The organism is Streptomyces sp. NPDC102441 (genome assembly GCF_044765585.1).
Classification (GTDB): Bacteria; Actinomycetota; Actinomycetes; order Streptomycetales; family Streptomycetaceae; genus Streptomyces.
On the sequence record NZ_JBIWKH010000011.1, the window covers coordinates 1 to 24,802 of the forward strand.

Genomic DNA, 24,802 nt, shown 5'->3' on the forward strand with positions numbered 1-24,802 from the left:
GAGGCCCGGCCCTTCAAGTGGACCAAGACCGCCGACCAGATCCTCGACCGGATCTGCCGCTACTGCTCACGCATCTCCGAACCAGGTCACTAGGCGAGTTGGGGCACGAGGCGGAAGCGGGCGGTGTGGTACTGGATGGCCACCTTGGCCTTGCCGGTCCGACACGGGGAGCCCGCGGGGGCGGCGCAGGTGGGCATCGGGCAGGCGTGCGATTCCACGAGCTTGAAGTCGTCGTTCACGCCCCAGACCGTTTCATGGGGGCGTTTCAGACGTCCAGTCGTTTGCAACAACTCATGAAACATGATCGCCACAGGTGGACCTCCGGGCGTCGGGGTGTTTCACGAGCGGTCGCCTATGAAACAAACCCGGCCCGGGGAGCCTTGCGCTCGCGCCTCGGCACCAGCGCCGGGGGCGCTTGCTGTATTCCGGGAGGGCCCGCTGCACCGGCGTGGCCCGACAGGGAGAGGACTCCGGGGTAGGCGAGATCGACCCGTGCGACGACGCAGCGCAGCAGTTGGCCGCAGCCAGGAACCGAACTGCTGCAGCGCACGTCTCCCGCACCATGATTTCAAGCGAGCGCCAAGAGCACGCGATTTCCACCAAGCTGGTCTCGCCGTCCGCAGTGAGTGTGGATCCGTCGAAGACCAACGACTACACCAGCTTCGCCGAGGCGTACACGGCCGCAAACGAAACCAACCTGGTCAATGCCTACTACGAGCGGCCCGCGATGCTGGCCCTCGCTGGAGACGTGGCCGGCCGGCGGATCCTCGACGCCGGCTGCGGCTCGGGGGCCCTGTTTGCCGCGCTGCGCGACCGTGGCGCCATTGTGAGTGGCTTCGACACGAGTGCCAAGATGCTGGAGCTGGCTCGGCGGCGGCTCGGCGACGGTGCGGACTTGCAGGTGGCGGACCTGGGCAGCCCGCTTCCTTACGCTGATGACACGTTCGACGATGTAGCGGCGTCCCTGGTGCTGCACTACCTGGAGGACTGGGGGCCGGCGCTGGCCGAGCTGCGACGCATACTCAGGCCCGGCGGTCGGCTGATCGCATCTGTCGACCATCCCTTTGCCATCAACCTCATACACCGCGAGGCCGGTCGCGAGGCCGAGTGCAACTACTTCGACACCACCAACTGGACCGTAGAGTGGACCGTGGGCGGCCAGACCGCCCTGGTGAGCAGATGGAACAGGCCACTGCACGCGATGATCGAGGCTTTCGTCGGGGCCGGTTTCCGGATAACGGTCATCAGCGAGCCGGATCCTGATCCCGCCGCCCGCGAGATGTTCCCCGAGGCCATCGCGACCGAGCCGCGCTTCCTGTGCTTCCTGTTCTTCGTCCTGCAGGCCGAGTAGCAAACAGAACGACCTGACCGCTGGGAAGCAGTCAGGTCGTTCTCGTCGTCGGCCGCTTTCTCGTCGGTGCTCGGGTCACGCAGCGGGCGCAGCCCGGCCGCCGGCAGGCGGGTGAAGGCGTAGCGGCCGAGGAAGTCCAACGCGACTTCCAACGAGAGCTGACCTACGACGGGCTCCGGGCCGCCGAAGTCAAGGACAAGCAGGGCGGGCACCGCACAGCCGACAAGACCGACACCGTCCGCACCGCCTGGCGGACCACGGTGGCTCGACGATCGCGACGCGGTCCCGGGCAGCGCAGGTGCGCATCAGGTCGAGCGCCCGCCACACGGCCTCGTTCATCCGGGGGTCGGTGAGGTCCTGGAAGTCCTGGGTGTTCTTCATCGTGTCCCCGTGGTCGATCGGGCGCTGGTGTCCGCCGGTGTCCGGGGGCGGGGCACGGCGGCGACCGCCCCGAGGCCGAGCCGTTTGTCCATGTCCAGACGGAAGGTGCCGTACGGGTTGACGTTGGACCAGAACAGCGCGGTCAGGCCGCGCCGGTCCTCGTCCGAAAGCCTCTTCGCCCACTTCGGCTCGGCCAGGACCTGCTGGAGCAGCAGCGTGTTGACGTGCACGAGGCTGGACTGGAGCAGGTGTAGTGCGAGCATCGACGTCTCGGCGTGCTCCCTGTCCGGGCCGGTCAGGGCGCCGTCCTTGCCGTAGTGGAGCACGGTGTTCGCCGAGTTCCAGTTCTCCACGACCTGGAGGCCGCCGTGGATCTCACGGCGCAGGGCGGGGCTGGCCAGGTAGTCGCAGGCGAAGATGGTGCGTACGACGCGGCCGAGTTCTTCGAGCGCGGCGTAGGTGGGGTGCTTGAGGCCGCCGCGGGTGAAGCACCGCAGCACCTGCTGAGCCTCCGCCGTCCCCAGGCGCAGGGCGGTGGCGTACTTGACCATCTGGTCGTACTGCTGCTCGATCAGGTCCCAGCGGACCGGACGGGTCAGGGAGCCGCCGAGCGCGGGCCAGCCGGACGGGGTGTCGACCGGGCGGTACAGGCGGATGCTGCCGATGTTCTTCAGCCGGGGCGGCAAGCGGAAGCTGAGCAGCTCGGTGAAGGCGAATCCGACGACGCTCGCGCCGTGAGTGTCGACGTAGTTCGACTCGATCTCGGCGTCCGTCAGTACGAATCTTCGCTGTGCGTCGTTCTGCGGTCGACCTACCCTTTCGGTCGACCGCTCAGTTCCGCCTGAGAGGCGGGGCCGTCGGAACGGGGGCCCCTGTGTCTTCGGTCAAGGGAAACAGGGGTGCGTTGGGTCGGTGAGCCGGGCAGCATGGCGGGGTGGCTGATCTGCTGTGGGATGACGTGAGCTCCTTCTTCGACCCGGACTTGACGGGGTCGTGGCCGGACGGGCGTGTCCCGGATGCCTCGGTGGAGGACTGGCAGCGGTCCTCGATCTTGTCGTGGATAAGGGCTGTAAGTGCCAGTACTCCGAGGGAGAGACGGTGCTTCCGGTGCCCCGGGCGGAGGAGCCCTGGGGCCGGCCGCCCCGGCTCTCCATCCACGCCGGTGGCGGGAAGTCCTGCCGGACCACCGCCACTCCGCGTCACTCATGTCCGAGCCGTAACAGGGCTCCCGGCCCGGCTGATCGGCCGCGTTCCCGAACCTGTGGGCGAGACAGTCACACCCTGGGGTGGACGGGCTGGACTGAACGAACGGGACCACGCAAGACTGCAACAACAAGGGCCTCCCTGTCGCTCTGGCTTCGACAACCGCGAGCTACCAGCAGGCCCTTTCTTCATGCGCGCACAGCACCGAACTCACCCGATCCAGCACCCTGTTCGATCAAGAACGACCGCAGGGTCGGAAAGACAACAGCTTGTCAGGGCGTCCTCATTTCGGTTTGGCCATCGTTGCCCCCGCCGCCACTCCGATAGGGTGTCGGGTTCGCCGGCCCCTCAGTTGGCGACCGTGCCGCGTGGCGACGGAAGCAGCTCTTGCCCGGCCCGGGCGTCTGAGGTCACATCAGAAGTAACCGAAAGTCTCGCGAATGCGTCGCAGCGTCAATGCGAGAAAGATACGGTTCCGCCCGTAGATATCGCTGATGTCGAAACCCAGAAGGCTCTGCGCGGTCTGTATTCGGTGCGAGATCGAATTGTGATGGATGTGCATGATCCGGGCCGCCTCCCGGATCGAGCCGGTCGCGACAACAGTGTCCAGCGTCTGGAGCATCTGATTGCCTCCGAGTTCGAGCACTCGGTCGAGCAACTGCACATCGGTGACCGCTGAGATGGAGCTAGGAGACAGCGACTCCGCCAGTACGGTGTACCCGCCCATTCCGTCGCTCCCGATGATTACTCCTTCCTCGAGCCGGTAAGGGCCGTGATCACGCGTGCTGGGCTGGCTGAATCGAAAGGCCCCTTCGGCGTCCTTCCGGGCTAAGGCCGCGTCCCGGGCCGTTCTCCTCCTGCTCAGCCCGATCTGGACACCCCGCGGAATGTTCCACGTTTTTGGATCCGCGATGCCGACGCAGGCCAGAATGGTCGTGCGGGCGCGATCGTAGCGGCAGAGTCGCACTCCGGATCGCTGTAGCGCGTCGACGAGTGCGTCGATACCACTTGACGGACCGGCACACACAGCCAATTGGATCGTGTCCTCCTGATCCAGTTCGAGCACGCGGAGTGCGCGAGCGGCTGCGTCAGAACCTGGGGCCTGGACGATCAACTGTCCGAGGGCGGCGCTCTCTGTCTCTTCTACGGGAGGCATGTCGGACGCGAAGAAATCCGCGATGGCGACGGCGACGGCCAGTCGTTGGAGAAGGAAATCGTCAATGGATCCGGCCGATCCACCCAGCGACAGAAACACTCCGTGTGATTGCACGGTCGCGGTGAATGGTTCGTCGGACATCGCCCTGCTGGCTGTTCCCGGCGCGCTTGTATGAGTTCGCCCGTCTGGGCATCGCACCCTCACCGATCGATGAGTCAGCTGCGCCGTGCGACGCAGGAGCTCAGCCAACGGCGTTCGCGCAATCGACATCGCGTCGAAGAACCGAACGACATCGGACTCGGTGAGATGTTCGGACACGGGCGCCTCCCGGGCGGGCTGACTCTTCAATCACCGGCAGGCACTCAGCTGAGGATGCCGTCCTGCCGAAGTCTCACACGATCCGCTTCAATTCCGGGGAACCCGTCGGACACCTCAGCGGTGAGTGCCTTCTCAGAGTCACAGTCGACACTTCCTGTCGACGTACCGGGGGCCTGTTCCGGCAGTGCCGGAGTCCAGCAGAACGCACCCGCGACCGCGGATCGGCGGGTGCGTTCTGCCTGGGCGACGATGCCGCGCGGCGGTGCGGGGTACGGCTGGAACTCGTCCGCGCCGACGAACAGGTGCCATCTCCGGCCTGCGTGGTGGCGCGGTGCTCACGAACGCGGGTGTGGGTGGGAGTGTGCCGCCATGATCACCTGATTCAGGGTGCCGGACCCTCCAGCTCAGCGAGCGTCCACCTCGACTGCCCAGCGCCGGGGATCACTGCGGGCCCTGCTGGTCGCCTTCGAGGTGGAAGCCCCGGTAATGGTCGGCGGCCACATCTTCCAGCAAGGATTCAAATCTCCCTACGCCGCCGGCGTACGGCATGAAGACAACTTTCTTGCCCGGAACGTTGCTGCCCGTGTACCAGGAATTCGCGTTCGCCGCATGCCGGTACAGACTCTCCTGGGCCACCTCTGCCACATGATCCATCCAGTCGGACTCGGATCGGGCGTCCGTTTCGACGATGCCGCCGCCGCTCTCCGCCTGCTCGATCAGGCCTGTGATGAAGTCGATGCTCTGCTCCGTGGTCGTGATCACATTTGACAGCACCGACGGACCGCCGGGGCCGGTGATCAGGAACAGGTTGGGGAAGTCGCTCAACTGCATCCCGAGATATGTCTTGGGGCCGTCCGCCCAGTGCTCCTTGATCGAGACTCCCGAGCGGCTGCGGACGTCAACAGAAGTGAAGCTTCCGGTCATTCCGTCGTATCCCGTCGCGAAGATGATGTCATCGATCTCGAATTCGTCGTTCTCGGTCCTGATGCTGTTCTTGGTGATCTCGACGATTGGATCGTTCATCACGCTGTGCAGCCTGACGTTGTTCCGGTTGAAGGTCTCGTAGTAGTCGGTCCCGACGATGATGCGGTTGATACCGATGGGATAGCCGTACGGGACGAGCGTTTCGGCGACGGCCGGATCATTGACGATCTCGCGGATCTTTTCACGACAGAAGTCGGCGACGATGTCGTTCACTTTCTGCACCTTGAGCCCGAGGTGATCGGCGAAGTAGCCCACGAAACCGCCGATCCCGCCCTTGGACCAGCGCTCCTCCAAGAGGGCCCGTCGTTCGTCGTCGGGAATCTCCAGGAGATTCTCGCTCGGCTCGGGGAACGGGGTTCCGTAGTCTCCACGCCGCGCGGCCGCGCGAAGCGCGGGATAGGCATCCTTGACTGGGCGCGCTTCCTCCTCGCTGACCGGCATGTTGACCGCCGGCAGCACGAACTTCGGCATGCGCTGGATTACGATGACCTCCGCCGCTTCCTGGGCAACGACCGGAAGGGTCTGAACGCCCGTGGAACCGGTCCCGATCAGGGCGACTCGACGGCCTTCAAAGGCAATCGGTTCGTGAGGCCAGCGCCCGGTGTGGAACCAGCGGCCCTCGAAACCTTCGAGTCCCTTGATCGCGGGCACGCGCGACTCGCTCAGTGCGCCCGTCGCGAGCACCAGGTAGCGCGAGACGATCTCCTCGCCCGAATCCGTGACCGAGGTCCACCGATGGGCCGATTCGTCCCACGACGCGCCGGTGAGGACCGTGCTGAAGGAGATGTCCTTGTACATGTCCTCCCGCTTGGCTATCTCCTCCATGTACGCGCGGATCGCGCCGTGGGTGCCGAACCGCTCGGGCCAGCTCCATTCGTCGTTGATTTCTGGCGTGTAGGAAACGGTGTAGAACAGGCTGGGTATGTCGCACCGAGCCCCGGGGTACCGGTTCCAGTACCACGTGCCGCCCACGCCGCCGGCCTTCTCCAGGACGCGCGCACGCAGGCCGAGCTTCCGCAGCTTGTGCAGCTGATACATACCCGCGAACCCGGCACCGACGACCAGCACGTCGAGTTCGGAGTGGTCCCTTGCTTGCGGTTCCCTAGGCGATGCCTCAGGCATGGGGCACCGCCGATTCGAGGGCGGCACGGATGTTCTGGACGGCGTAGTCGAGTCCGGCGCTTGCTCCCGGGAGCAGATTCGGCATCGAGAAGAACCCGTGTGACTGACCCTCGAAGAGATGCGTCTGTACGGGAATGTCGGCGGCCCGCAAGGCTTCGGCGTATGCCTCGCCTTCCGTGCGCAACGGGTCGTGCTCCGCGAGGAGGATCACGGCCGGAGGCAGGCCACGCAGATCAACGGCGCGCAGCGGGGACGCCTCGGGTTCTCCTCGCCGGCTCTCCGGTGCGTAGTGATTCCAGAACCAGGCCATACCTTCCGCGGTCAGCAGGACCTGATTTTCAGGATCGAGATACGACACTGTCGTCTGATCGGCATCGGTCACCGGGTAGACGAGTACCTGCAGCGCCAGTTCGGGGCCGGAACGCGAAACAGCACGCTGAGCGACGACGGCTGCAAGATTTCCGCCCGCGCTGTCCCCCGCGACAACGAGAGGAACCGGGCCGCCCGCCAGTGTCACGAGGTTCTCGTGAGCCCAGACAAGACTCAGCCAGGCGTCTTCGACCGGCGAAGGGTAGGGAAACTCCGGCGCCTTGCGGTAATTAACCATCGCCACTGTGCAGTTCGAACGGGTGGCCAGCTGGCGGCCGAGCGTGTCCCATTCATCAATGTTGCCGGTGACCCAGCCGCCGCCGTGGAAATAGAGAATGACCGCGTCCGGCTGTCCGTGCGGTACGAGTACCCGCACCGTGAACTCAGCGCCGTCAGGGGTTTTTAGCGAGTGGTCCGTGCTGCGGTGGAGATCAGGCCCTGGACCGATCATCTGACTGAGCATCCCTCCCCCTTGACGTACTTCCTCCGGCTGAGATTCGTGAAGGGGTTTACCGTCGGCCGAGCGCATTGCGGCGACCAATTCGGATGTGGCGAGGTCCAGCGCCATTGCCAAACACCATCGTTTCTTCGTGAGTCGTGACGCGTGATCCCCAAGGTAGGGCGGTACGCCGCCCGTAATCATCGGTCATCTGGCGCGGATTGTGGGCCATTTGGTCACCGCTCAGAAGTAGCCGTCCGTCTCACGGATGTGCCTGAACGTGGTTGAGCAGTTCGCCGGAAGACGCGCAGGCATGTCCCTGCACAGGGCCACCCATCCATCCCGTCAACGCGTGTGCCGTATCGATACGCCAGTAAGGGCAGAGCTAAGACCGTGTCCTACGTGGTGAGGCGGATGCTGGTCCGTTATGGCCTCGTCGGTATCTCCGCACAACCCAGCCTTTTCACCAGGAACCGCCCCCAGTCGATGTAGCGTCCCCTCCTGCGACGGGATGTGTTCGAAGAACCGCTCAAGACGTGGAGGGGGAGGCAGCGGTGTGGGTTGCGATGTCGCTACTGACAGGTCTCACCATGCTCGGGGTCGGCACCCATGAGGCCATGAGCCAGTACCGCCTCCAACGCGAGGGGATCCGCGTCAGGGGCCTGGTGGTCCGCCACCGCGAGCAGTTCGGGAAGGATGGCCCTGTCCACTGGGCGGTGATCGAATTCATTGATGCGCAGGGCAGTCGGCACACGTTCGAGGGCGGGTCATCCGGAGTTAAGGGGCTTCCCATTGGCGGTGAGGTCCCGGTGCGCTACCTTCCCGAGGTCCCGAAGGGCGCGCGAATGGACCTCAACGGGCGACGGGTTTAGGAAATCGCGTTTCCTTTCGCACTCGGCACTCTGTTCATGGGCATCGGAATCTGGATGCTCGCCTCCGGCCGTTGAGCGCCGCCCTGCGACCGCACCCGACTGCCTCACTCTCAACAGGGACGCCATCGACGGCTACATGAAGGCCGTCAGCCGCGCGAAGACCGAGCGGGCTTCCCTCGGCGTGGCGTAGGCACACTGCTGCCGCAGAGGCTGCCAGGTGCCCTCCGCGACCTCGGGGCCCCGGGCCTGGCGGTGCGCCATGCCAGCGGGCCGTACCCGTCGATCCGCGCCTGCGGGCATCAGGAGGGTCCCCTGCGGCGTCCGGCATGCATGGCGACGACCGCACACCGCAGTGGCGAGAAGGTCTGGAGGATCACCGGGCCGGGCTGCCGGGACCATTCGTTTGACATTGACATAAATGTCAATGTTCAACCCTGGGGTCACGAGACGTGGAACGAGACCCGCGTCGAGCGGCGTTCCGCCGTTCTGCGTGACACCTGTGAGTGCGCCAGTGTGTGACTGATTCGCCCTGGCCTGAGGGTGGCATGCCCTTCAGGAAGCAGGAAGCAGGAAGCAGGAAGCAGGAGGAACGGGACCGGTCTCAGGAAGCGAAGCCCTCAGGCGTTCGGGGCAGGGCAGCGACCGATCAGGGTGTGTGATGAGGTCCTTCGGGTGCAGGCGCTGTCACCGGGGCCGCGCACTCGAAGCAGAAGTCGACGCTGCCGAGGCTGCGGGACTGGGGCAGCGCGCCGTCGTCCTCGGGGCCCGGGGGGAGATCGGAAACGCGGATGACCTGCCGGGCTACAGCACGTGAGCTCCCGCAGCCGGAGCATGCGGGGAGGTCGCTGGTGTCCATCCCGGTGTTGTGGATCAGGGCGTATTCGTAGGCGAGCGCAAAGGGCAGCCAGTCGGCATGGCAGAAGCGGCAACGTGGCGTCAGGCGCGGGTCACTGGTCCGGTCGTGCTCGACGACGAGGGTGTTGTGGAAGCATCGCGGGCACGTCACGGTGAGTGCCTCCAGCCCTTCGAGGGACGGACGGATGCGTTCAAGGCGTTCGGTGATGTACGTGTGCATGCGGCTGGCGCCGACGCTGACGTATTCGAGGTCCTGGAGGACCTCATCGCCAGCGTCTGTCAGCGATTGCACGTCCGGGTACAGCGCCTCGTGCAAGAACCGAATCAGGAAGTCGAGGACCTTGGCAGCTAGCGCCTCGACGGACTCGTAGGTCTCGGTCAGCCCGTAGTGCTGCAGCGCGTTGCGGGTCTTGGTCAGGGCGTCGAGGCTCTTCTCCTCGGCTGCGGTGATCTCGAAGCCGACGATGTCCCGGATACGTCGTACCGCCTCACCGGCCGCGATGCTGGTGAAGTCGCCCCTCTCGAATTTTGCCCGGCTGAATCTGCGGTCGGTGACCTTCTCCGCGACCAGGCTCCAATGCTCCTGCTCCAGACGGGCCTTGAGTAGTACCTCGGCCGCCGCCTGGAGGTGGAGTACGACGTACTTGAGCTGGCGCGGTCCGGGCTTCTCGCCGTGCTCGTCGGGGGCGAGATGGTCGACAACGCTGACCAGGTAGTCGAGCCCGTTGTCGATCGGTGGGAAGGCGAGGGGGGTGCCGGAGCCGGCAGGATCACGCGGCGAGGGGGTGAAACTGGCTATCCCCGTCCGCTCCTCCATCTTGAGCCGCCGCTCGTAGGGGTTGACGGTCACTGTCGCACCTGGCCTTCCGTGGTGGCGGGGGACCGCGGCGCCACTTCTCCATGTCGGGGGGCGGGGCAGCCGCGGGTTCGGGACAGGCTAGATGATCGCGTACGTCCGAAGCGGGGCGCTGGGGTTTGGCCGGGCGATCACGTGCGGAGCCGGCGGACGAGGGCAGCTGCGATGATGATTTTGAGGAAGACATGGGCGAAGACCTGTCCGGTACATACTGGTTGGGCCGTTCGGTGAGAGGGATCTGTGACCCCTGAGCTGTAGGCCGCAGCCGGGGCCCGCATATTGGTTACTCCTGCCAGTCGGCTGTGGCGGCCGCGCGCCCTTGCCAGAGCCTCACGCCCGGACCGTTCGGCTCCCACCGGTCGCAGAACCGTCGCAGCTCCTCGCATCGGGTCAGCATGGCCTCCCGGCGGGCCGGCCAGGCCGGCACCGTCCCGCCGTAGGCCCGGAAGAAGTGGCCGAGCGCAATGCGGTGCTCCGGGTGGTGCGTGCGTACGATCCACTCGCACCAGGCCAGATCCTCGACCGGATCACCGAGGTGGGCGAACTCCCAGTCGACCACGGCGGTGACCTTGAAGGTGTCGGGATCGAGCAACACGTTGTTGGGCCCGAAGTCACCGTGCACAAGCACCTTGTCTGTCCAGGGCGCGTCTTCCGGCAGCACGCTCGGTGCGGTTGCGTGAATACGGTGCAGCAGCTCCCCGCAGCTCGCCAGGACAGCTTCCGGTTGACCGGCGTTCAGGAGTTCCTGGCCGGGGGCACCGGCCACGAAGCCGAGCGTGAGAGTGGCCCCGGTTGCTTCCCGCACCGGAGGCACGGGCAACCGGCCCTGGAGCCGGGTCAGCAGTGCGTGTTCACGACGGAGCCTGGCTTCGGCATCAGGGCCCTCATAGGTCTTCTCCACGACAGCACCGTCACCGACGGTCCGGTTGGTGTAGCCGTATTTCAGCGGACGCATCCGCTGATCATCAGACACAGGCAGCTCTCCGGCTACCCCGCCCACGCCTCGCCCGCGCAGTCAGCTGGCATCGGGCGGTGCTGCCGAAGCTCGTGAGCAGTTCGATTCCCAGTCCCGGCTCATGTGCCTTCCGAGCCAGTGGATGGGTACGGGTACGTACCCGTACACTTGTGGGGGGAAGGAGCACGATGATGTCTGATGCCAATGTCCGGATCCCCGAAGAGGCCAAGGACCGGCTCGCCGAGATCGCGGCTGCGGAGGGTCTGTCGCTGCGCGCCTATCTGGCACGTCTGGCGGAGACGCTGCTGACGCCGGCGGAGCGTGCCGAGCGTGCGGAGAGGGCTCTGGTGGCGTTGAAGGAGTGGAGCGGCTACTCCCCGACTCCCTCGGAACAGGATGACCTGGATCTTGAGCTGGATCGTCGTCTGGCGCAGGTGACCGGCCGGTGAGTGACGCCACGCACATCGTCCTGGACGACACGGCGATGGTCTCGACGGGGCAGGGAAACGTCCTGGCCTCCCGGCTCATCCACCGCGCTCACGCGGAGCCTGGCTGGTTTCTGTACGCTCCCGCGTGCGCACTGGTCGAAGCCGACCGTGCGCGGCCCGGCACGGCCGAGCACCTCGCGTCCCTGCCCGGCATCACGGTTCTGGATCTGGACCTTGCCGCAGCGCTGGCCTTGGCTCGGCAGGAAACCTGGGCCGTTGCCCACAGTCGGTACGCGGCGCAGCCGACTCCTGACCGTCCGGACGGCGCGGTTGTCGCGACCACCGCGCCGGACCGGTGGGCCGGCGAGCCGGTTCGGGTCCTGGATCTCACGCCTTGAGCGTGCGCTGGAGAGAGTACGGCCCCGCTGGATCTTGAGTGCCGAGACGTCGGGGCATCGTGTTCGGCGGGGGTGGCGTACACGGGCCCCCGTCTGCGCTCTTGCCCCGGGTGGCCGGCTCGGCTACAGCAGTCCGAGCTCGGTGTCCGGGCATGGTTGCCTTGCTGCCGCTCCGCTTCACGTCGTTCCTCGGAAGCGATCCACTGATCGATCTGGGCAACCTGCTGGAGCGCGATGCGGCGAGCGAACCGCGGCATGACCAGGCGCGATGGGTTTTCGGTGTGGGCCCGCGGTGACGTGCTCGCGCCCGGTCAGGAGCGTGATCTCCGCGGAAGTTCATCCGGTCACGTTCCTTCGACGTGGCGAGGATGACGTCGGCCACCGGCGTAGGGGTGGTGGATGAGCTGCATCCGGGTGTCGGGTGATGAGGACGCCCGCCACCTTGCCGTCGGCGATGTCTCGGAGTAACTCGTCTATGCGGTTGCACCGCCAGAGCCGGCGGACGGCGAAGAGGCAGCCGTAAGTGCGGACGCCGGCTCATGTTCTCAGCGCTCCCGCGCGTATGCCACGACCCACGCGATGGTGTGAGCGAGGCCGAGAATCCCGATGCCGAAGATGCCAAGGATGGTCTCGATCTCCTTCCCGTCCAGTACGGCGCGCACTCCGCCGGCGAGCCCGCCGACGGACATGCACAGACCGAGGACGAACGACCGCGAACTCCGGGGACGAAGCAGGTGCCTCGCGTTCGGGCGTCGGCGACCAGGCGGCGGCGGACCTGCGCGGCGGCGGCCGGAGGGTGGTGTGCCCGGAAGGTGCTTCATCGGTACCTCACCTTTCCCGGTGCTGCCGAGGCATCCACATAGGTGTCCTCCGGACCCTACTTCGACGGGGTGTAGGCGAAGTCGACCACTGTCGCCACCACGGCGACGGGCGCGCCGAAGATTTTCCCCCCGAACTTGCCGACCGTGTTCAGAGCCGTAGGGCGGTGGTGCATTCCCTTGACGTCGCTCAGGATCGAACCCTTCTCCAGGTGCTTGCTCGCCTCGCCGGCAGCGTAGGCGGGCGTGCCGCCGATGAATCCCTGTACCGCGCCGTTGACGTCTCCGCGCAGGAGCGCCTCGCCACCGCCCATCCAGGAGCGGTAGCTGAGAAATTCAGCGACGGGCTTTATGGTGCCGCTGCCCCACTTCTCCGGGGGCAAGTACTCGGCTGAGTCCAGTTTCGTCTGCGCCGCCTGCTCCTTGAGTGTCTTCGCGTCCTTCAAGGAGCCGTAGTGCACGGAGCTGAACTGATGCTGGTCCTTGGTGAGAGCCGCCAGACCCCCGGTGCAGAGGGCATCCGCGTCGGCCGCGCGCTGGAGTATGGCCTCCATGCGTGTGACGAGTGCGTCGACGTCGCTCCTGTCGGGATCGGAGCTCTCCAGATGGATGACGACCCCGTACGGGTCGATTTTGAGGCCGTGGGGCGGACTCCCGTAGATCTCCACGAGTTCGGCCTTGGCCTTCGCCAACTCGCTGTAGGCGCCCCTGAGGAGGTTGGTGAGGCTCTCGGCCTGGATCACCGCGTCCTGGAATTCGCCCGCCGTCCTCGTGACGAACGGCTTGGTGACGCCGGCGTTCTGGCCCTTCCAGGCCGTCCCTTGCGCATAGGCGCTCATGTCCCCGGCGTCCTTGGCGAGTTCCCGCAGCTTCTTGGTCATGGCGACCCAGTCGTCGATGGCCGAGTCGAGCGGCTTCGTCCGGAGATTCAGAAGCTGCTGGAAAACCAGCATCGGGCACCTCGCCTGGATGAAGAAGAAGGAGAACAGGAATGGATCACATGATTGGACCCTGTGGCTTCGGCACTGAAGGCCTTGCGTTCTCATCGGGGACGTCGTAGTAGTCAGAGATTTTTGAAACGCTGACCTGGGCTGCGGCCCAATCGTCGTCCTTCTTCTTCGACGCCTTGGTGTAGTCGAGGTGATTGGAGATGTGCGCGCAGGCGTCCAGAAGCGTCCCTACCTGCTCCGCCCACGCCGTGGATGCGGAGGTCAGCGCCTTGCCCATCTCGAACCCGTCCGAGGTCAGACTCGTGCCTGCCCGACTCGTGGTCCGGGCGTGCTTGCCGTCGGCCTTGAGGTTGTTGTGCAGCCGGTAGGCGAAATGGCCGATCTTCCCCAGCTCGTCGTCGTGGACGACGAGATCAGCGTCGGTCGATGACGCGTCCGGGTCCCTCGTCGGCACACTGTTGAGCTGCATCCGTGCGGCAGCCTCCGCCTTCAGACCGGCCCACTCCTCTTCGAAAGACATGTCCCCCAGGCGATCGCGATGACGAATGCGACAAGGTTCGATTATTGACGATCTCTTAACGGCATCGCACAGCGGGGTCGGGGCGGCCCAGGTGCGAAAGCGCCAGGCAGTCAGGCAGTGCTACAGAGCCATTCGCCGCTGCCGCACCTGCGGCTGCGGCGCCTGGAGTCCGGGTTGATCCGGCCTGGCCGCTGTCCGGGACTGTCCCCACCCCTGGGCCGCCGCCAGGCCGCGGTGGGCTCCAGCATCCAGCAGGGCTCGGGGTACCGGGACGCCGGCATGCTGAGCCACGTCCAGAAGCGACGCGGCTGATGCCTGCTCAGCCGGCAGCACGGCCTTGTACGAGTGGGACAACCCTTCCAGCTGGTGACGGCGAATCGGGCGGAAGCGGTGGTCGTCCAGCCCGCGTGCCTGCCGCTCGAAGGCATCGGTGACAAGGCTGCCCCGTGCCATGCTCACCGCCTGCGGTGCGGCGAGAGCGAGCTGCCAGCCCGCGGCCGGCAGCCGGTACAGCTGTGTGGGCGATCACGGTGGAGGGATGGGGGACGACTGCGGCAGGCGTACGACCTCTCCGCGACGGACGATCTCATAGCTCGGGGCGGTCAGCTTCGGGTGGGACCGCGGGTCGGCGATGTCCACGATCCGGTGCCATGCCGTCGCTGACTTCTGCCAGGCCTGCGCGGACGCGCGCAGTGCTCCCGCGCTCTCCCGAAGGGCGGCGACAGCTGCCTCGTCCGGCAGCTCTTCCGAGACCGTCAGCAGGACACGGCCGGCCAACAGGCGCTGCATGGCTGTGAAGACGGACGCCTCGGAGAGGAAGTGGCGGACGTCGCCGAACGCTGCTGCGACGGCGGGGTCCACGGAGTCCTGGGCGAGACCGGACGCCACCTGGGCCGCGCCCCAGGCGAGCTCGGAGCAGCGGCGGGTGAGGTAGTGATGGGCCGGGCCTGTGGTGAGTCCGTACGCGTACGCAGTCAGCGGCACGCGGTCCGGTCCGCGGTGGCTCTCGATGACGTCGCGTACCGCGTGGACCGCGGCCGAGGCGTCGGGCAGGTGGTTCTCCGCCGGACCGGCGCCGGGCGGGGGCAGCAGACGCTGCGCGGACTGTACGGCGTCACTGGCTCGACTCAGGTGGTAGACGAGATCCTTCGTCACGGCTGACTGGGGTGCGTCCTCGTCACCCAGGCCCAGGGGCTCGGCCAGCGCGGACAGGAACTGGTCGAAGGCCTGGGCGGAGGCCGGCCGATCCGATGAGGGTGCTGCCGCTGCCGTCCGGAGCCGGTCCCCGGCTGTGTCGAAGAGTTCGTCCAGATGCCGTTGGCGGCGGTCTCTCCACCGCCCGTCTTTGTGAACACGACGGTGTCCGGGGTGATCTCCAGGGCGCCCGTTCCGCCGTCACCGATCGTCTGCGCCGGCTCCCCGAGCGCCATGCCCTTCTCAGGTTGCGCCTGTGACCCGGCCTGACGTAGACGTGCACTTGCTCTGAGGCATCGGGTGTGTTGCATCTCGCCGGGACCCCTTGGTCACAAGGGTGTTGCCCAGCTGCTACACCAGGACGGGAAGCGAGGCGAGCCCGCGAACGAGTCGCGTGCGCCGCCACTCCAATCGATCGGACGGTCCGGCGAGCTGGATCTCGGGAAAACGAGTTAGTACCGTTCGCAGGGCGATTTCCGCCTCAGCTCTGGCCAGGGGCGCGCCGACGCAGCGGTGGATGCCGTGGCCGAAGCTGAGGTGACCGGTCGCGTCGCGGTCCAGGTCGAGCTGGTCCGGTGCGGGGAAGCGTGCCGGGTCGCGGTTGGCGGCTCCGAGGGCGATGAGTACGGGGACGCCTGCGGGGATCTCGGTTTCGCCCAGAGAGATGGCTTCCGTGGTGAACCGGAAGGTGGAGGTGCTGACCGGTGCGTCGAAGCGGAGCAGCTCGTCGAGTGCCTGCGGGATGGCTTCCAGGTTACTGCGCAGGCGTTCCAGTTCGGCCGGATGCTGTAGCAGGGCCAGTGCGGCGTTGCCGAGGAAGTGGGTGGTCGTCTCGTGGCCGGCGACGAGCAGGAGCACGGCCAGGGAGACCAGCTCCTCCTCGTTCAGATGGTCCGCGCCGTCGCGAGCGGCGATGAGGCGGTCGAGGAGCGAGTCGCCTGGACAAAGGCGCTTCGCCGTGATGAGGCCGGTCATGTATTCAGCGACCGCGTACGAGGCGGCGTCTGTGCGGCCGGGCTCTCCTGCGGCAAACAGTTCGGCGGACCAGTGCTGAACCTGCGGCCGATCGGTCTCCGGCACACCGAGCAGCTCGCAGATCACCATGACCGGAAGAGGGACGGCGAGGCCGGCGACGAGGTCGACCCGCCCGCCTACGGGCCACTGGTCCAGCAGTTCGTCGGTCAGCCGGGTGATGAAGGGGCGAAGGCCGGAGACAGCGCCGCTTGTGAACGCACCGGTAACCAGCTTGCGGAGCCTGGTGTGCTGGGGCGGGTCGCTGGCCAGCATGTTGTGGGCAACGGCGGGATGCAGCCGGCGCTTCGAGTCCTTGCCGGCGAAGAAGGCGGCGGTGTCCTTGGAGAGCCGCGAGTCGCTGAGAGCTTGCCGGGCTTCCGCGTATCCGGTGACCACGTAGCTGTGGCGTCCGCTGGATCCGGACGCCGCGGCCTGCACCGGGCATTCGGAGCGCAGGGCCGCGTACGTGGGATAGGGATCGCGGGCAGACTGGCTGTCCTTGGCGGCGTCGTTCATGGTGTCAGGCTCCATCCGTGTACGGCAGACCATCATCGGCGCACGCGGCAGAGGACAGTGCATGTAGGCACGGGTGACTCGGAGCAGCCAATCCGTCTCCGCGCGCAGGTCCCGCGTTCTGCGGCAAAGCCTCCCGGCAGGGTGGCGATCTCCTTGGGGCGCCGCCCTGCCCGCATGGAAGACAGCGCACCCTTCACGACAGCCGCCTCCACGATCGCTGCCCCCGCCTGCGTACCGACACCAACTGATTGCTCGGCAGCTTCCTGTACCTGTCGGGAGCTGTAGGAGCGGAGGGCGAGGACGTGAATGACGCCGGCCATCTGCTGGAGGGCCGGACAGGGTGGCGGACCGGCGGCCACGCCCCAGATCCCCATGGCGGCGCCAAGCCGCTGGGCCGGGGAGGCCGAGACGATCAGCGTCATCGTCTGGGGCACGAGCAAGGCAGCGCCCAGTTCCTGGACAGCGCGGGCGGCGATCCGCTTGCCGTAGCCGCCCGGCACCTGACTCCGCAGGCGCTGGCCGACCTCCGCTCATAGATGGGCGAGGAGCGGTCGGGCTCCGCCCGGGACGGCTGGTGACCAGCCATCGCGCTCATCCCTCGCAGAGACAGGCGAGTCCACAAACGCCGCCGATCGGTAGAGATTCCCGGCGCGTATGGATTCCCTGGAATCGTCAGGGGCCTGGGCTCTCCCCGGGCCGGTCGGACTCCGGACGACGAGGGGTGCGTAAGGAAGGCACTATCTCGTTTCTGCGCTCCCCCTGCGCACGGGGAGTCTTTCCCCCACCCTCCGCGCCTCGATCGTCCTCGGGTCGACCGCCTCACCCGGAGCGCCCTCCCGGCATAGCAGTCAGAGGTCGGGGTACGCGGATGGCTGCGAGCCGTGAACGGCTCGCGAGCGACGGCGAGTAGGAGACTCCGGTGCTGATGGCCCACCCCGCGGTGCTGCGGAACCTTGTCGAGCAGTACGACACCCTGCGCATTCTGCAGGCGGAGAACGGCGACGCAGAGGTGCAACAGCGAATGGACGACATCGCCTACACGCTCTGTGTCGCCACCGGCACCCGGGACGTGGACGCCGCTCTGATCGCCGCACGCCACCAGCTGCCCGGTGCCCGCCCTCAGGACGACTCCTTCATCCGCAGTTAGGGGAAGACGAGCGCGGAGCCACCTGCACGCGGAGCACATTCGGCAACCGGACGAGCGCGCTTCCGGCATCTGGCGCGGGGCAGCCGGCCCGCCTGGAGGCGTGGGCCCGCTGTGAAGTGGCGCAGCGGGCGCGCCTGGGATTGTCTGATCTACATGCCGAACGAACAGAACAGCGGGGACAGCACCGGGCCGCGCGGGGATGGGCGTGCGGGTCCGGACCCGGAAGTCGAGCGTGATGCACCGGACACGCCTACGAAGGTCGGTAAGGCGTCGTGGGGGGCAGTGCTGCTACGCACGCTCAAGGAGTTCAAGCGGGATGAGCTCACCGATCGGGCGGCGGCACTGACCTACTACGGAATCCTGGCGCTTTTCCCGGCTCTGCTGGTTCTTGTCTCCCTGCTCGGCATCGCGGGTGAGTCGAACACCCAGACGGTGCTGGACAACATTCAGAAGCTTGCTCCCGGGGCGGCGCGCGACGTTCTCAAGAACGCGGTGACCCAGTTGCAGTCCAGCAGCGGGACCGGGCTGGTCATGGCGATCGTAGGGCTGCTGGCTGCACTGTGGTCCGCGTCCGGCTATGTGGCAGCGTTCATCCGGGCCTCCAACGCCGTGTACGACGTGCCCGAGGGGCGGCCGGCCTGGAAGGTGCTCCCGGTCCGAGTCGGCTTGACCTTGGCGCTGATGGTGCTGGCCTGCGCCAGTGCGCTGATCGTCGTTCTCTCGGGTGGCCTCGCGCGCCGGCTAGGTACCGCACTGGGTGTCGGCGACACTGCCATGACCGTCTGGTCGATCGCGAAATGGCCCGTCCTTGTGGTTCTGGTGACCATGCTGCTGGCGATCCTCTACTGGGCAGCGCCGAACGCGAAAGGGCGAGGCTTCAAGTTCGTGTCGCTGGGCAGCCTGCTGGCGCTGGTGATCTGGATGGTCGCGTCGGCAGCCTTCGCCTTCTACGTCGCCAATTTCGGGTCGTACAACAAGACTTACGGTGCCGTAGCCGGTGTGATCATCTTTCTTGTCTGGCTGTGGATCACGAACCTGGCGGTTCTGCTCGGTCTCGAGTCGATGCGGAGTTGGCTCGTGAGCGGGCCCTCATCGGCGGCCATCCGAAGCTGGAGGAGCCGTATGTGGCGCCCCGGGACACGAGCAAGTGGACGGATCAGGATCGCAGGGGCATGGGGGACACCGGCCCGTCCGAGCCCCGCTCCCACTGACCGGGGCTCGGCCGGAGACCTCCTGCATGACTCCGCCGTCGATCTGCGCTAGTCGGGCTCGAGAGCTTCCAGGCGGCGCAGAGCAGCTCGCACCGCGCGGGGACGCCGGAAGGCGTCTTTCCACGGATCGTCGCCGATGCGGTCGAGGACTGAGGTCGTCGTGAAGCTGCGGGCATGGAGCCGCCCGTCCTCCACCTCCGCCCAGGCGAGCGGAGCGGCCACGGGCGCGCCGGAGCGGGCACGGACGGCATAGGGCGCGACAGCGGTCTGGGCGTAGGCGTTGCGCTGGATGTCGAGGTACAGACGACCGCGCCGAGCTTCCTTGCGCGGCGCGGTGGTCAGTGCGTCGGGGTGGCGAGCCGCGAGCACCTCGGAGATCCGGCGAGCAAGGTCACGCACGGAGTCGAAGGGCGCACGGCGATCCAGCGGTACCACGACGTGCAGGCCGCGGGACCCTGTGGTCATCACGGCCGAGGGCAGATCCAGCTCGCCCAGCAGCTCGTGAAGGCGGAGCGCCGCCATACGGACGGTGCCGAAATCGTCACCGGAGGACGGATCGAGGTCGAACACCATTCGGTCGGGGTGGTCCGGGCGGTCCGCGCGCGACAGGAAACGGTGCGGAGTGATGCATGCCTGGCCGGCGAGGTAGACGAGCGCCGCAGGTTCGTCGCACATCGCGTAGGTGACGGTCCCGCCCGCCTTCGGCAGCTCAACGCGGTGGAACCACTCGGGGAAATGAGCGGGCACTTCCTTCTGCATGAAGGTCTGTCCCTCGATGCCTTCGGGAAGGCGCTCCATCATGAGCGGCCGTCCCTTGAGGTGGGGGACCATGACGTCCGCGACGGACCGGTAGTAATCCGCGAGGTCGGCCTTGCTGATTCCGTCGTCCGGGAACAACACCTTGTCCGGGCGCGTGATGACCACCGTGCGACGGCCGACACGCACATCCATGTCTGTACCCATCCTCACCCCTTGCGTTCCCCGGCCTGCGAAGGCGCCGGGACGATGTGGGCGGCCAGTCCGGGCCGAAGCCGGTCGAGCACGCGGTTCACGGCTCCGGCCCCTCGGCCTCGGCCGCGACCTGGCGGAGCGTGCGACGCGTGAGGACGGAGCGTGCGCGGACAGGGTCGACGGCGTCTCCCCTGAACGACGCCGACTGCCGCCCTTCCCGCTTACGGATGAGTAGCCAGGCATCGCGACCTGCCCGTCGGCGGGTCCGAATCAGTGAGTACGCCCCTCGCAGTTTGTGGCCATGGAGGCGGAATGAGGCATGGCCCCGCGCGAGCGCCTCGGTCATGGAGGACTCCTCGGTGCTGTAGGTGCCCTCGTCCCAGACGATCACGGCACCCGCGCCGTACTGGCCGGGAGCAATGACACCCTCGAATTCTGCGTACGACATCGGATGGTCCTCTGTCGGCATGGCCAGGCGCCGCTCGTGCGGGTCCCTGGACGGCCCTTTCGGCACTGCCCAGGATTTCAGCACACCGCCTACTTCCAACCTGAAGTCGAAGTGGAGCGAACTGGCGTCGTGGATCTGCACAACGAACACGCTTTCGGCATCCGCTCCCCGCCGCCCCATGGTTGCCTGGGGTTCCTCTGTTGCGCCGAAATCTCTTTTCCGCCGGTACTCCGCGAGACCGTCCTTCACGGAAGCCTCCCAACGTCACGTCTGCGCCGGAGCGCGCCGAGGTGGGTCGCCGCCGACCTCACCGGCGTCACCATTCATCTTCCGCCCGATTCCTTCGGTCTGCCGAGTACCCCGCCACCGGCGCTGCACCTTTCCCTGCCGAGACTTTCGATGCAGGAGATCGGCGTGGAACTCACATCCGCCGGAGGCTGCGCCGTGGACGTGCAACGTTGCGCGGACCCTGTTGACCGTCCGTGCGCAGCCATTGCGACGCGGCACGGACTGTATCCCTTGATCGCGGGAAGAGTCCGGAGGAAGCCCCGGAGACTTCGCCGAAGCCTCGCGGAGCTGGTGGCCCCGATTCACCAGAAGGAGAGTCATGGTTCGCGCTGCCCTGTTCGACGTGGATGGAACGCTTGTGGACACCAACTACCTCCACGTCACGGCCTGGTGGGAGGCCTTTCGGCAAGCGGGGCACACGGTGCCCATGACCGAGGTGCACCAGGCCATCGGCCTGGGCTCCGCTGATCTGATCAAGCACCTTCTGGGAGCTGAGCGGGACAGCGAAGGGGACGATGGGATCAGGAGCACGCACTCAGCGCTGTACGCGACATACTTCGAGCGGCTGGTCGCGGTGGATGGAGCGGCTGACCTGCTGCGGGCCCTGTCGGCTCGGGGGTGGAGGGTGGTGCTTGCCACCTCTGCGTCCGGTGAGGAGCTCAAGGCTCTGCGCCGCGTGCTGGACGCAGACGACGTCATCACCGATACAGCGAGTGCAGACGACGTGGACGAGGGGAAGCCGGCTCCCGCACCGGTCCGGCACGCGATGGAGCTTGCCGGTGGGACGAGCGGGGAGACGGTGTACGTGGGTGACTCGGTCTGGGACATGAAAGCCGCGACCGGCGCGTCCGTGGCCGCTGTGGCACTCCTGTCGGGCGGCATTGCCCAACAGGAGCTGGTGGAGGCCGGGGCCACTGAGGTGTACCGGAACCCGGCCGATCTCCTCGCACATCTGGACAGCAGCATCTTCTCCCGGGTCGGCCGCGCCGACTGACCCACGCAGAAGGTGCCGCACGGCCGAGGCGCCGTCCGTGCAGGCACCACCTCGTACTGGGGGCTCGCCCTCGGAGGTCACAGACTGCTGAGCACCTGCGGCGACAGGGTTTTGATCATGGTGTTGGTCCAGTGCATCTGGCGCAGGGTCTGCGGGTGACACGATGACGCGAGGGTGAGCAGGTCGGCGGCTTCTGTGGCCTGAGCCACCTGGGCGAGCATCTCCCAGTGCAGCGAGTTGTGCGTCGCGGCGAGATGCAGGTCGTGGAGATCGCCCAGGAGCAGCAGGCGAGGGTCGGGTCCGCGGCTCTGCTCCGAGGGGCTGTGCTGGAGTGCCCGGAGCAGGCCGTCCGGCGAGCCGGTGCGCAAACCGTCGTGTTCCGCGCCTCCGTAGCGGGCGGATGCTTCGGCGAGGCGTCGGACGTGTTCGTGTGACCAGGCGGCGACATCGGTGGCTACATGGTGGATCTCATGGTCAGCGCGGTGTCGGTCCGCCACGGCTACGAGCTCCGTCGCCATGTGCAGTTCACCGCGGTGCAGGGTGCTCAGGGCGAGCTGGATCCCGGTCACCGGTCACCTCCCGGCACATCCCATGCGGTGTCTCGGGCCTGCGACGCCTGCGCGTCAGACCCTCCGACCGTGGGCCGGAGGCCCGCGGTGTCGGCGGGTGCCGACGCGGTGGTGGTGGGGGCGGGTGCCTGCCGCCCCTCACCCCGTTCGACGAGGGTGAGAGCGGCGACCGCTGTTTTGAACAGCGGCTGTTTGGAGACGGGGTCCCAGTCGGTGATGGTCGTCTCGTTCGCCGCCCGGCCTGCTGTGGTGGCGTTCGGTCCCGAGCCCGCGGGCGTGTCCCAGTAGCCGTAATGGAACGGTACGAACAGCAGTCCCGGCCGGAGTGGTGTGATGCGCAGCCGGCCTCGGATCGCGCCGCGCGGTGAGCGGACCTCGACCAGGTCGCCCTCGGCGAGTTCCCTGGTGACGGCGTCCGCGTCGCTGATCTCGACCCACACCTCGGGTGCCGCTTCGTTCAGCTGAGGTGCGCGGCCGGTCTTGGTCCGGGTGTGGAAGTGGTAAAGGGTGCGGCCTGTTGTCAGCTGGAAGGGATACCGCTCGTTCGGCTGCTCGTGCGCCGGAACATGGCCGGCAGCCTTGATCATCGCCTTGCCGTCCGGGTTGAGGGACCGGTACGCCGCTTCGTCGTCCGCTGCGCCTGTCACGAGGTCCTTGCCGTAGTTCTCGCACATGTCGGGGTGGGCCCAGCTGATGCCCTCGGTGTACAGCCGCTCCGTCCCGTCCGGCGCCAGCTGGTTGACCGGCCACTGGATTCCTCCCACTTCGCGCAGCTTCGCGTACGTGAGGCCGCTGTAGTCGCAGGGGCGGCCCTCGCTGCACCGTTTCCACGCCGCGAACGCCGATTCCGGGTCCTGCCAGGAGATCAGAGGCCCACAGTCCCTGTCGCGGAAGTCCATGCGTGCGGCGTAGTCCAGGAAGATGTCGAGGTCCGGCCGGGCCTCGCCCGGCGGGTTCACCGCTTTGTCGGTCAGATGTACGGTGCGGTCGGCATTCGTGAACGTGCCGGTCTTCTCGCCCCAGGTGGCAGCCGGCAGTACGACATCGGCGAACTGGGCCGTCTCGGTGAGGAACAGGTCCTGCACGACGACGAACAGGCTCTCCTGGGCGAGGATCGAGCGTATGCGTGCGAGTTCGGGCAGCGATACGGCCGGGTTCGTGCCACTGATCCACAGCATCCGGATCGAGCCCTGCTCGGCATAGCGGAACATCTGCATGGCGTGGGTGGGGGGCGCGTAGTGCGGGATTGTGCTCGGTTCCACGTTCCAGACCTCGGCCAGCTCCGCCACGTGGGCGTCGTTCTGCCAGTTGCGGAAGCCCGGCAGGTCACCGTTGGCTCCGCACTCACGGGTGTTCTGCGCGGTGGGCTGCCCGTTCATCTGCAGCACGCCGGCCCCGGGCTGCCCCAGCATGCCCCGGATGAGATGCAGGTTGTTGACCTGGACCGCGGCGGCTGTCGCCTGGTGGGACTGGTAGAAACCCTGCAGCACGGTGGAGAGCAGCCGGTCGGCGGTCCCGAGGAGCTCGGCGGCCTCGCAGATCCGCGAGACCGGGACGTCACAGACGCCCGCCGCCCACCCCGGGGTGCAGTCCTTGACGCCGGCGGCGAGTTCCTCGTAGCCGACCGTGTTCGCCTCGATGTACGCGTGATCGACGCGGTCGGTCCGGATGATCTCGTGCAGCAGCGCGTTGAGTAGGGCGACATTGGCACCGATGCGCGGGGCGAGGTGAACCGCTGCTCTCCTGGCCACCTGGGTGGGACGCGGGTCCACACACAGCAGCCGCGGGGGTTCGGAACCCTCCAGACGATCGAGGATCCGCATCCACTGCACGGGCTGGGTCTCGGCGATGTTGTGGCCGAAGAGCGCGATCACATCGGCGTGGTCGATGTCGTCGTAGCTGCCGGGCTGTCCGTCACACCCGAAGGACTCCTTGAGGGCCTCCGCGGCGGTCGAGGTGCACAACCGGGTGTTGCCGTCGAGATGGTTGGTTCCGATGCCTGCTCTGGCAAGGACCGCCAGGGTGTAGTACTCCTCGAGGAACAGCTGGCCCGAGGTGTAGAAGCCGAGTGATGCGGGGCCGCGCTCGTCCAGCAGTTCGTGTGAGCGGGTGACGATACGGCCCATCGCGGTGTCCCAGTCGCTCTCCACCAACCGGCCGTTCTCACGCACCAGGGGCCGGGTCAGCCGGTCGGGGGAGGCGTTTGCCTGCCAGCCGAACAGATCCTTGGGGCCGAGTCTGCCGCGGTTCACCCGGTCGGCGGCTCGCCCCCGTACACCGACCATACGGCCGTCCATGACGGCGATGTCCATGGCATCGCCGTCCGAGTGGAGGATCGAGGCGGCTTGCACCCACTCCTGCACCATGGCGGGCTCCACGCCTTCGGAGAGGAAGGTGTCCACCCGGGCCGACCAGCTCCTGTGCCGTCCGTGGGGGACACGGCTGCCCCAGGGGTCACCGATCCGGTCGATCGAGGATTCCATCGTCGCCTCCTG

The 24,802-nt window shown here is 67.0% G+C and carries 27 protein-coding genes and 2 pseudogenes; 10 read left to right on the forward strand and 19 right to left on the reverse strand.

Annotated features, from left to right (window positions below; genetic code table 11):
* Positions 1-89 precede the first annotated feature (89 nt).
* On the reverse strand, positions 90-239 hold the full coding sequence (locus tag ACIREO_RS23830; protein ID WP_404113555.1) for a hypothetical protein: 150 nt from the start codon (positions 237-239) through the stop codon (positions 90-92).
* Positions 240-562: 323 nt separating this feature from the next.
* Between ACIREO_RS23830 and ACIREO_RS23835 the strand changes: the two genes are divergently transcribed.
* On the forward strand, positions 563-1,351 hold the full coding sequence (locus tag ACIREO_RS23835) for a class I SAM-dependent methyltransferase (RefSeq protein WP_404113557.1): 789 nt from the start codon (positions 563-565) through the stop codon (positions 1,349-1,351).
* A 377-nt stretch (positions 1,352-1,728) separates the two neighbouring features.
* On the opposite strand, the gene ACIREO_RS23840 is transcribed toward ACIREO_RS23835, so the two are convergent.
* Positions 1,729-2,508: a Tn3 family transposase gene (locus tag ACIREO_RS23840; protein ID WP_404114049.1), complete on the reverse strand. Its 780-nt coding sequence runs from the start codon at positions 2,506-2,508 to the stop codon at positions 1,729-1,731.
* A 158-nt stretch (positions 2,509-2,666) separates the two neighbouring features.
* Between ACIREO_RS23840 and ACIREO_RS23845 the strand changes: the two are divergent.
* Positions 2,667-2,872, forward strand: a pseudogene (locus tag ACIREO_RS23845) (hypothetical protein); the annotation flags it as partial.
* Positions 2,873-3,350: 478 nt separating this feature from the next.
* Here the strand turns inward: ACIREO_RS23845 and ACIREO_RS23850 are convergent.
* The 3 genes from ACIREO_RS23850 to ACIREO_RS23860 form a co-directional block, all read right to left on the reverse strand.
* Positions 3,351-4,409 (reverse strand): helix-turn-helix domain-containing protein, encoded by a 1,059-nt coding sequence (locus ACIREO_RS23850; protein ID WP_404113559.1) that lies wholly within the window; start codon positions 4,407-4,409, stop codon positions 3,351-3,353.
* Positions 4,410-4,850: 441 nt separating this feature from the next.
* Positions 4,851-6,461 (reverse strand): flavin-containing monooxygenase, encoded by a 1,611-nt coding sequence (locus ACIREO_RS23855; RefSeq protein WP_404113561.1) that lies wholly within the window; start codon positions 6,459-6,461, stop codon positions 4,851-4,853.
* 46 nt (positions 6,462-6,507) lie between these two features.
* Positions 6,508-7,452: an alpha/beta hydrolase gene (locus ACIREO_RS23860; protein ID WP_404113563.1), complete on the reverse strand. Its 945-nt coding sequence runs from the start codon at positions 7,450-7,452 to the stop codon at positions 6,508-6,510.
* Between the two features lie 437 nt (positions 7,453-7,889).
* Here ACIREO_RS23860 and ACIREO_RS23865 point away from each other — a divergent pair, with 437 nt between their 5' ends.
* On the forward strand, positions 7,890-8,195 hold the full coding sequence (locus ACIREO_RS23865) for a DUF3592 domain-containing protein (protein WP_404113565.1): 306 nt from the start codon (positions 7,890-7,892) through the stop codon (positions 8,193-8,195).
* 132 nt (positions 8,196-8,327) lie between these two features.
* Here the strand turns inward: ACIREO_RS23865 and ACIREO_RS23870 are convergent, their stop codons facing one another.
* The 3 genes from ACIREO_RS23870 to ACIREO_RS23880 form a co-directional block, all read right to left on the reverse strand.
* Positions 8,328-8,456, reverse strand: coding sequence for a hypothetical protein (locus ACIREO_RS23870; RefSeq protein WP_404113567.1), 129 nt, complete (start codon positions 8,454-8,456; stop codon positions 8,328-8,330).
* Between the two features lie 385 nt (positions 8,457-8,841).
* Entirely contained in the window at positions 8,842-9,900 is a 1,059-nt protein-coding gene (locus tag ACIREO_RS23875) for a hypothetical protein (RefSeq protein WP_404113569.1), read from the reverse strand.
* Between the two features lie 289 nt (positions 9,901-10,189).
* Entirely contained in the window at positions 10,190-10,861 is a 672-nt protein-coding gene (locus ACIREO_RS23880; protein ID WP_404113570.1) for a phosphotransferase family protein, read from the reverse strand.
* Positions 10,862-11,052: 191 nt separating this feature from the next.
* On the opposite strand from ACIREO_RS23880, the gene ACIREO_RS23885 reads away from it, so the two are divergent.
* From ACIREO_RS23885 to ACIREO_RS23895, 3 genes are all read left to right on the forward strand, one after another.
* Positions 11,053-11,310 carry a hypothetical protein gene (locus tag ACIREO_RS23885; RefSeq protein WP_404113572.1) on the forward strand — a complete coding sequence of 86 codons (258 nt, stop codon included), beginning with the start codon at positions 11,053-11,055 and terminating at the stop codon, positions 11,308-11,310.
* A complete protein-coding gene (locus ACIREO_RS23890; RefSeq protein WP_404113573.1) occupies positions 11,307-11,687 on the forward strand; it encodes a hypothetical protein in 381 nt (126 codons plus the stop codon). Before ACIREO_RS23885 ends, ACIREO_RS23890 begins: the two co-directional genes overlap by 4 nt.
* Before the next feature lie 152 nt (positions 11,688-11,839).
* Entirely contained in the window at positions 11,840-11,983 is a 144-nt protein-coding gene (locus tag ACIREO_RS23895) for a hypothetical protein (protein WP_404113575.1), read from the forward strand.
* Positions 11,984-12,232: 249 nt separating this feature from the next.
* On the opposite strand, the gene ACIREO_RS23900 is transcribed toward ACIREO_RS23895, so the two are convergent.
* The 7 genes from ACIREO_RS23900 to ACIREO_RS23930 all read right to left on the reverse strand — a co-directional run bounded on the left by ACIREO_RS23900 (position 12,233) and on the right by ACIREO_RS23930 (position 17,073).
* Positions 12,233-12,376: a hypothetical protein gene (locus tag ACIREO_RS23900; RefSeq protein ID WP_404113576.1), complete on the reverse strand. Its 144-nt coding sequence runs from the start codon at positions 12,374-12,376 to the stop codon at positions 12,233-12,235.
* Between the two features lie 188 nt (positions 12,377-12,564).
* The gene (locus ACIREO_RS23905; RefSeq protein WP_404113578.1) at positions 12,565-13,458 is read right to left on the reverse strand and encodes a hypothetical protein; all 894 of its coding nucleotides are present in this window, start codon (positions 13,456-13,458) and stop codon (positions 12,565-12,567) included.
* A 43-nt stretch (positions 13,459-13,501) separates the two neighbouring features.
* A complete protein-coding gene (locus tag ACIREO_RS23910; protein ID WP_404113580.1) occupies positions 13,502-13,975 on the reverse strand; it encodes a hypothetical protein in 474 nt (157 codons plus the stop codon).
* Positions 13,976-14,095: 120 nt separating this feature from the next.
* A complete protein-coding gene (locus ACIREO_RS23915; protein ID WP_404113582.1) occupies positions 14,096-14,428 on the reverse strand; it encodes a hypothetical protein in 333 nt (110 codons plus the stop codon).
* A gap of 72 nt (positions 14,429-14,500) precedes the next feature.
* Entirely contained in the window at positions 14,501-15,130 is a 630-nt protein-coding gene (locus tag ACIREO_RS23920; protein WP_404113584.1) for a hypothetical protein, read from the reverse strand.
* A 390-nt stretch (positions 15,131-15,520) separates the two neighbouring features.
* Entirely contained in the window at positions 15,521-16,699 is a 1,179-nt protein-coding gene (locus ACIREO_RS23925; protein ID WP_404113586.1) for a cytochrome P450, read from the reverse strand.
* Positions 16,700-16,731: 32 nt separating this feature from the next.
* Positions 16,732-17,073, reverse strand: a complete 342-nt coding sequence (locus ACIREO_RS23930) for a DUF6545 domain-containing protein (RefSeq protein ID WP_404114051.1) — start codon at positions 17,071-17,073, stop codon at positions 16,732-16,734.
* Between ACIREO_RS23930 and ACIREO_RS23935 the strand changes: the two genes are divergently transcribed.
* From ACIREO_RS23935 to ACIREO_RS23945, 3 genes and pseudogenes are all read left to right on the forward strand, one after another.
* Positions 17,002-17,235 (forward strand): hypothetical protein, encoded by a 234-nt coding sequence (locus ACIREO_RS23935; protein WP_404114078.1) that lies wholly within the window; start codon positions 17,002-17,004, stop codon positions 17,233-17,235. The two genes, ACIREO_RS23930 and ACIREO_RS23935, sit on opposite strands and share 72 nt — an antisense overlap.
* 383 nt (positions 17,236-17,618) lie before the next feature.
* Positions 17,619-17,846, forward strand: coding sequence for a DUF5133 domain-containing protein (locus ACIREO_RS23940; RefSeq protein ID WP_404113588.1), 228 nt, complete (start codon positions 17,619-17,621; stop codon positions 17,844-17,846).
* A 153-nt stretch (positions 17,847-17,999) separates the two neighbouring features.
* Positions 18,000-19,057: pseudogene (locus ACIREO_RS23945) on the forward strand (YihY/virulence factor BrkB family protein).
* A 48-nt stretch (positions 19,058-19,105) separates the two neighbouring features.
* Here the strand turns inward: ACIREO_RS23945 and ligD are convergent.
* On the reverse strand, positions 19,106-20,020 hold the full coding sequence (ligD, locus tag ACIREO_RS23950; protein WP_404113590.1) for a non-homologous end-joining DNA ligase: 915 nt from the start codon (positions 20,018-20,020) through the stop codon (positions 19,106-19,108).
* An 85-nt stretch (positions 20,021-20,105) separates the two neighbouring features.
* A complete protein-coding gene (locus tag ACIREO_RS23955) occupies positions 20,106-20,705 on the reverse strand; it encodes a DNA polymerase ligase N-terminal domain-containing protein (protein ID WP_404113592.1) in 600 nt (199 codons plus the stop codon).
* 358 nt (positions 20,706-21,063) lie between these two features.
* On the opposite strand from ACIREO_RS23955, the gene ACIREO_RS23960 reads away from it, so the two are divergent.
* A complete protein-coding gene (locus tag ACIREO_RS23960) occupies positions 21,064-21,738 on the forward strand; it encodes an HAD family hydrolase (protein WP_404113594.1) in 675 nt (224 codons plus the stop codon).
* 77 nt (positions 21,739-21,815) lie between these two features.
* On the opposite strand, the gene ACIREO_RS23965 is transcribed toward ACIREO_RS23960, so the two are convergent.
* Positions 21,816-22,307 carry a hypothetical protein gene (locus ACIREO_RS23965; protein WP_404113596.1) on the reverse strand — a complete coding sequence of 164 codons (492 nt, stop codon included), beginning with the start codon at positions 22,305-22,307 and terminating at the stop codon, positions 21,816-21,818.
* Positions 22,304-24,790 (reverse strand): molybdopterin oxidoreductase family protein, encoded by a 2,487-nt coding sequence (locus ACIREO_RS23970; RefSeq protein WP_404113598.1) that lies wholly within the window; start codon positions 24,788-24,790, stop codon positions 22,304-22,306. Before ACIREO_RS23970 ends, ACIREO_RS23965 begins: the two co-directional genes overlap by 4 nt.
* Positions 24,791-24,802: the final 12 nt, after the last annotated feature.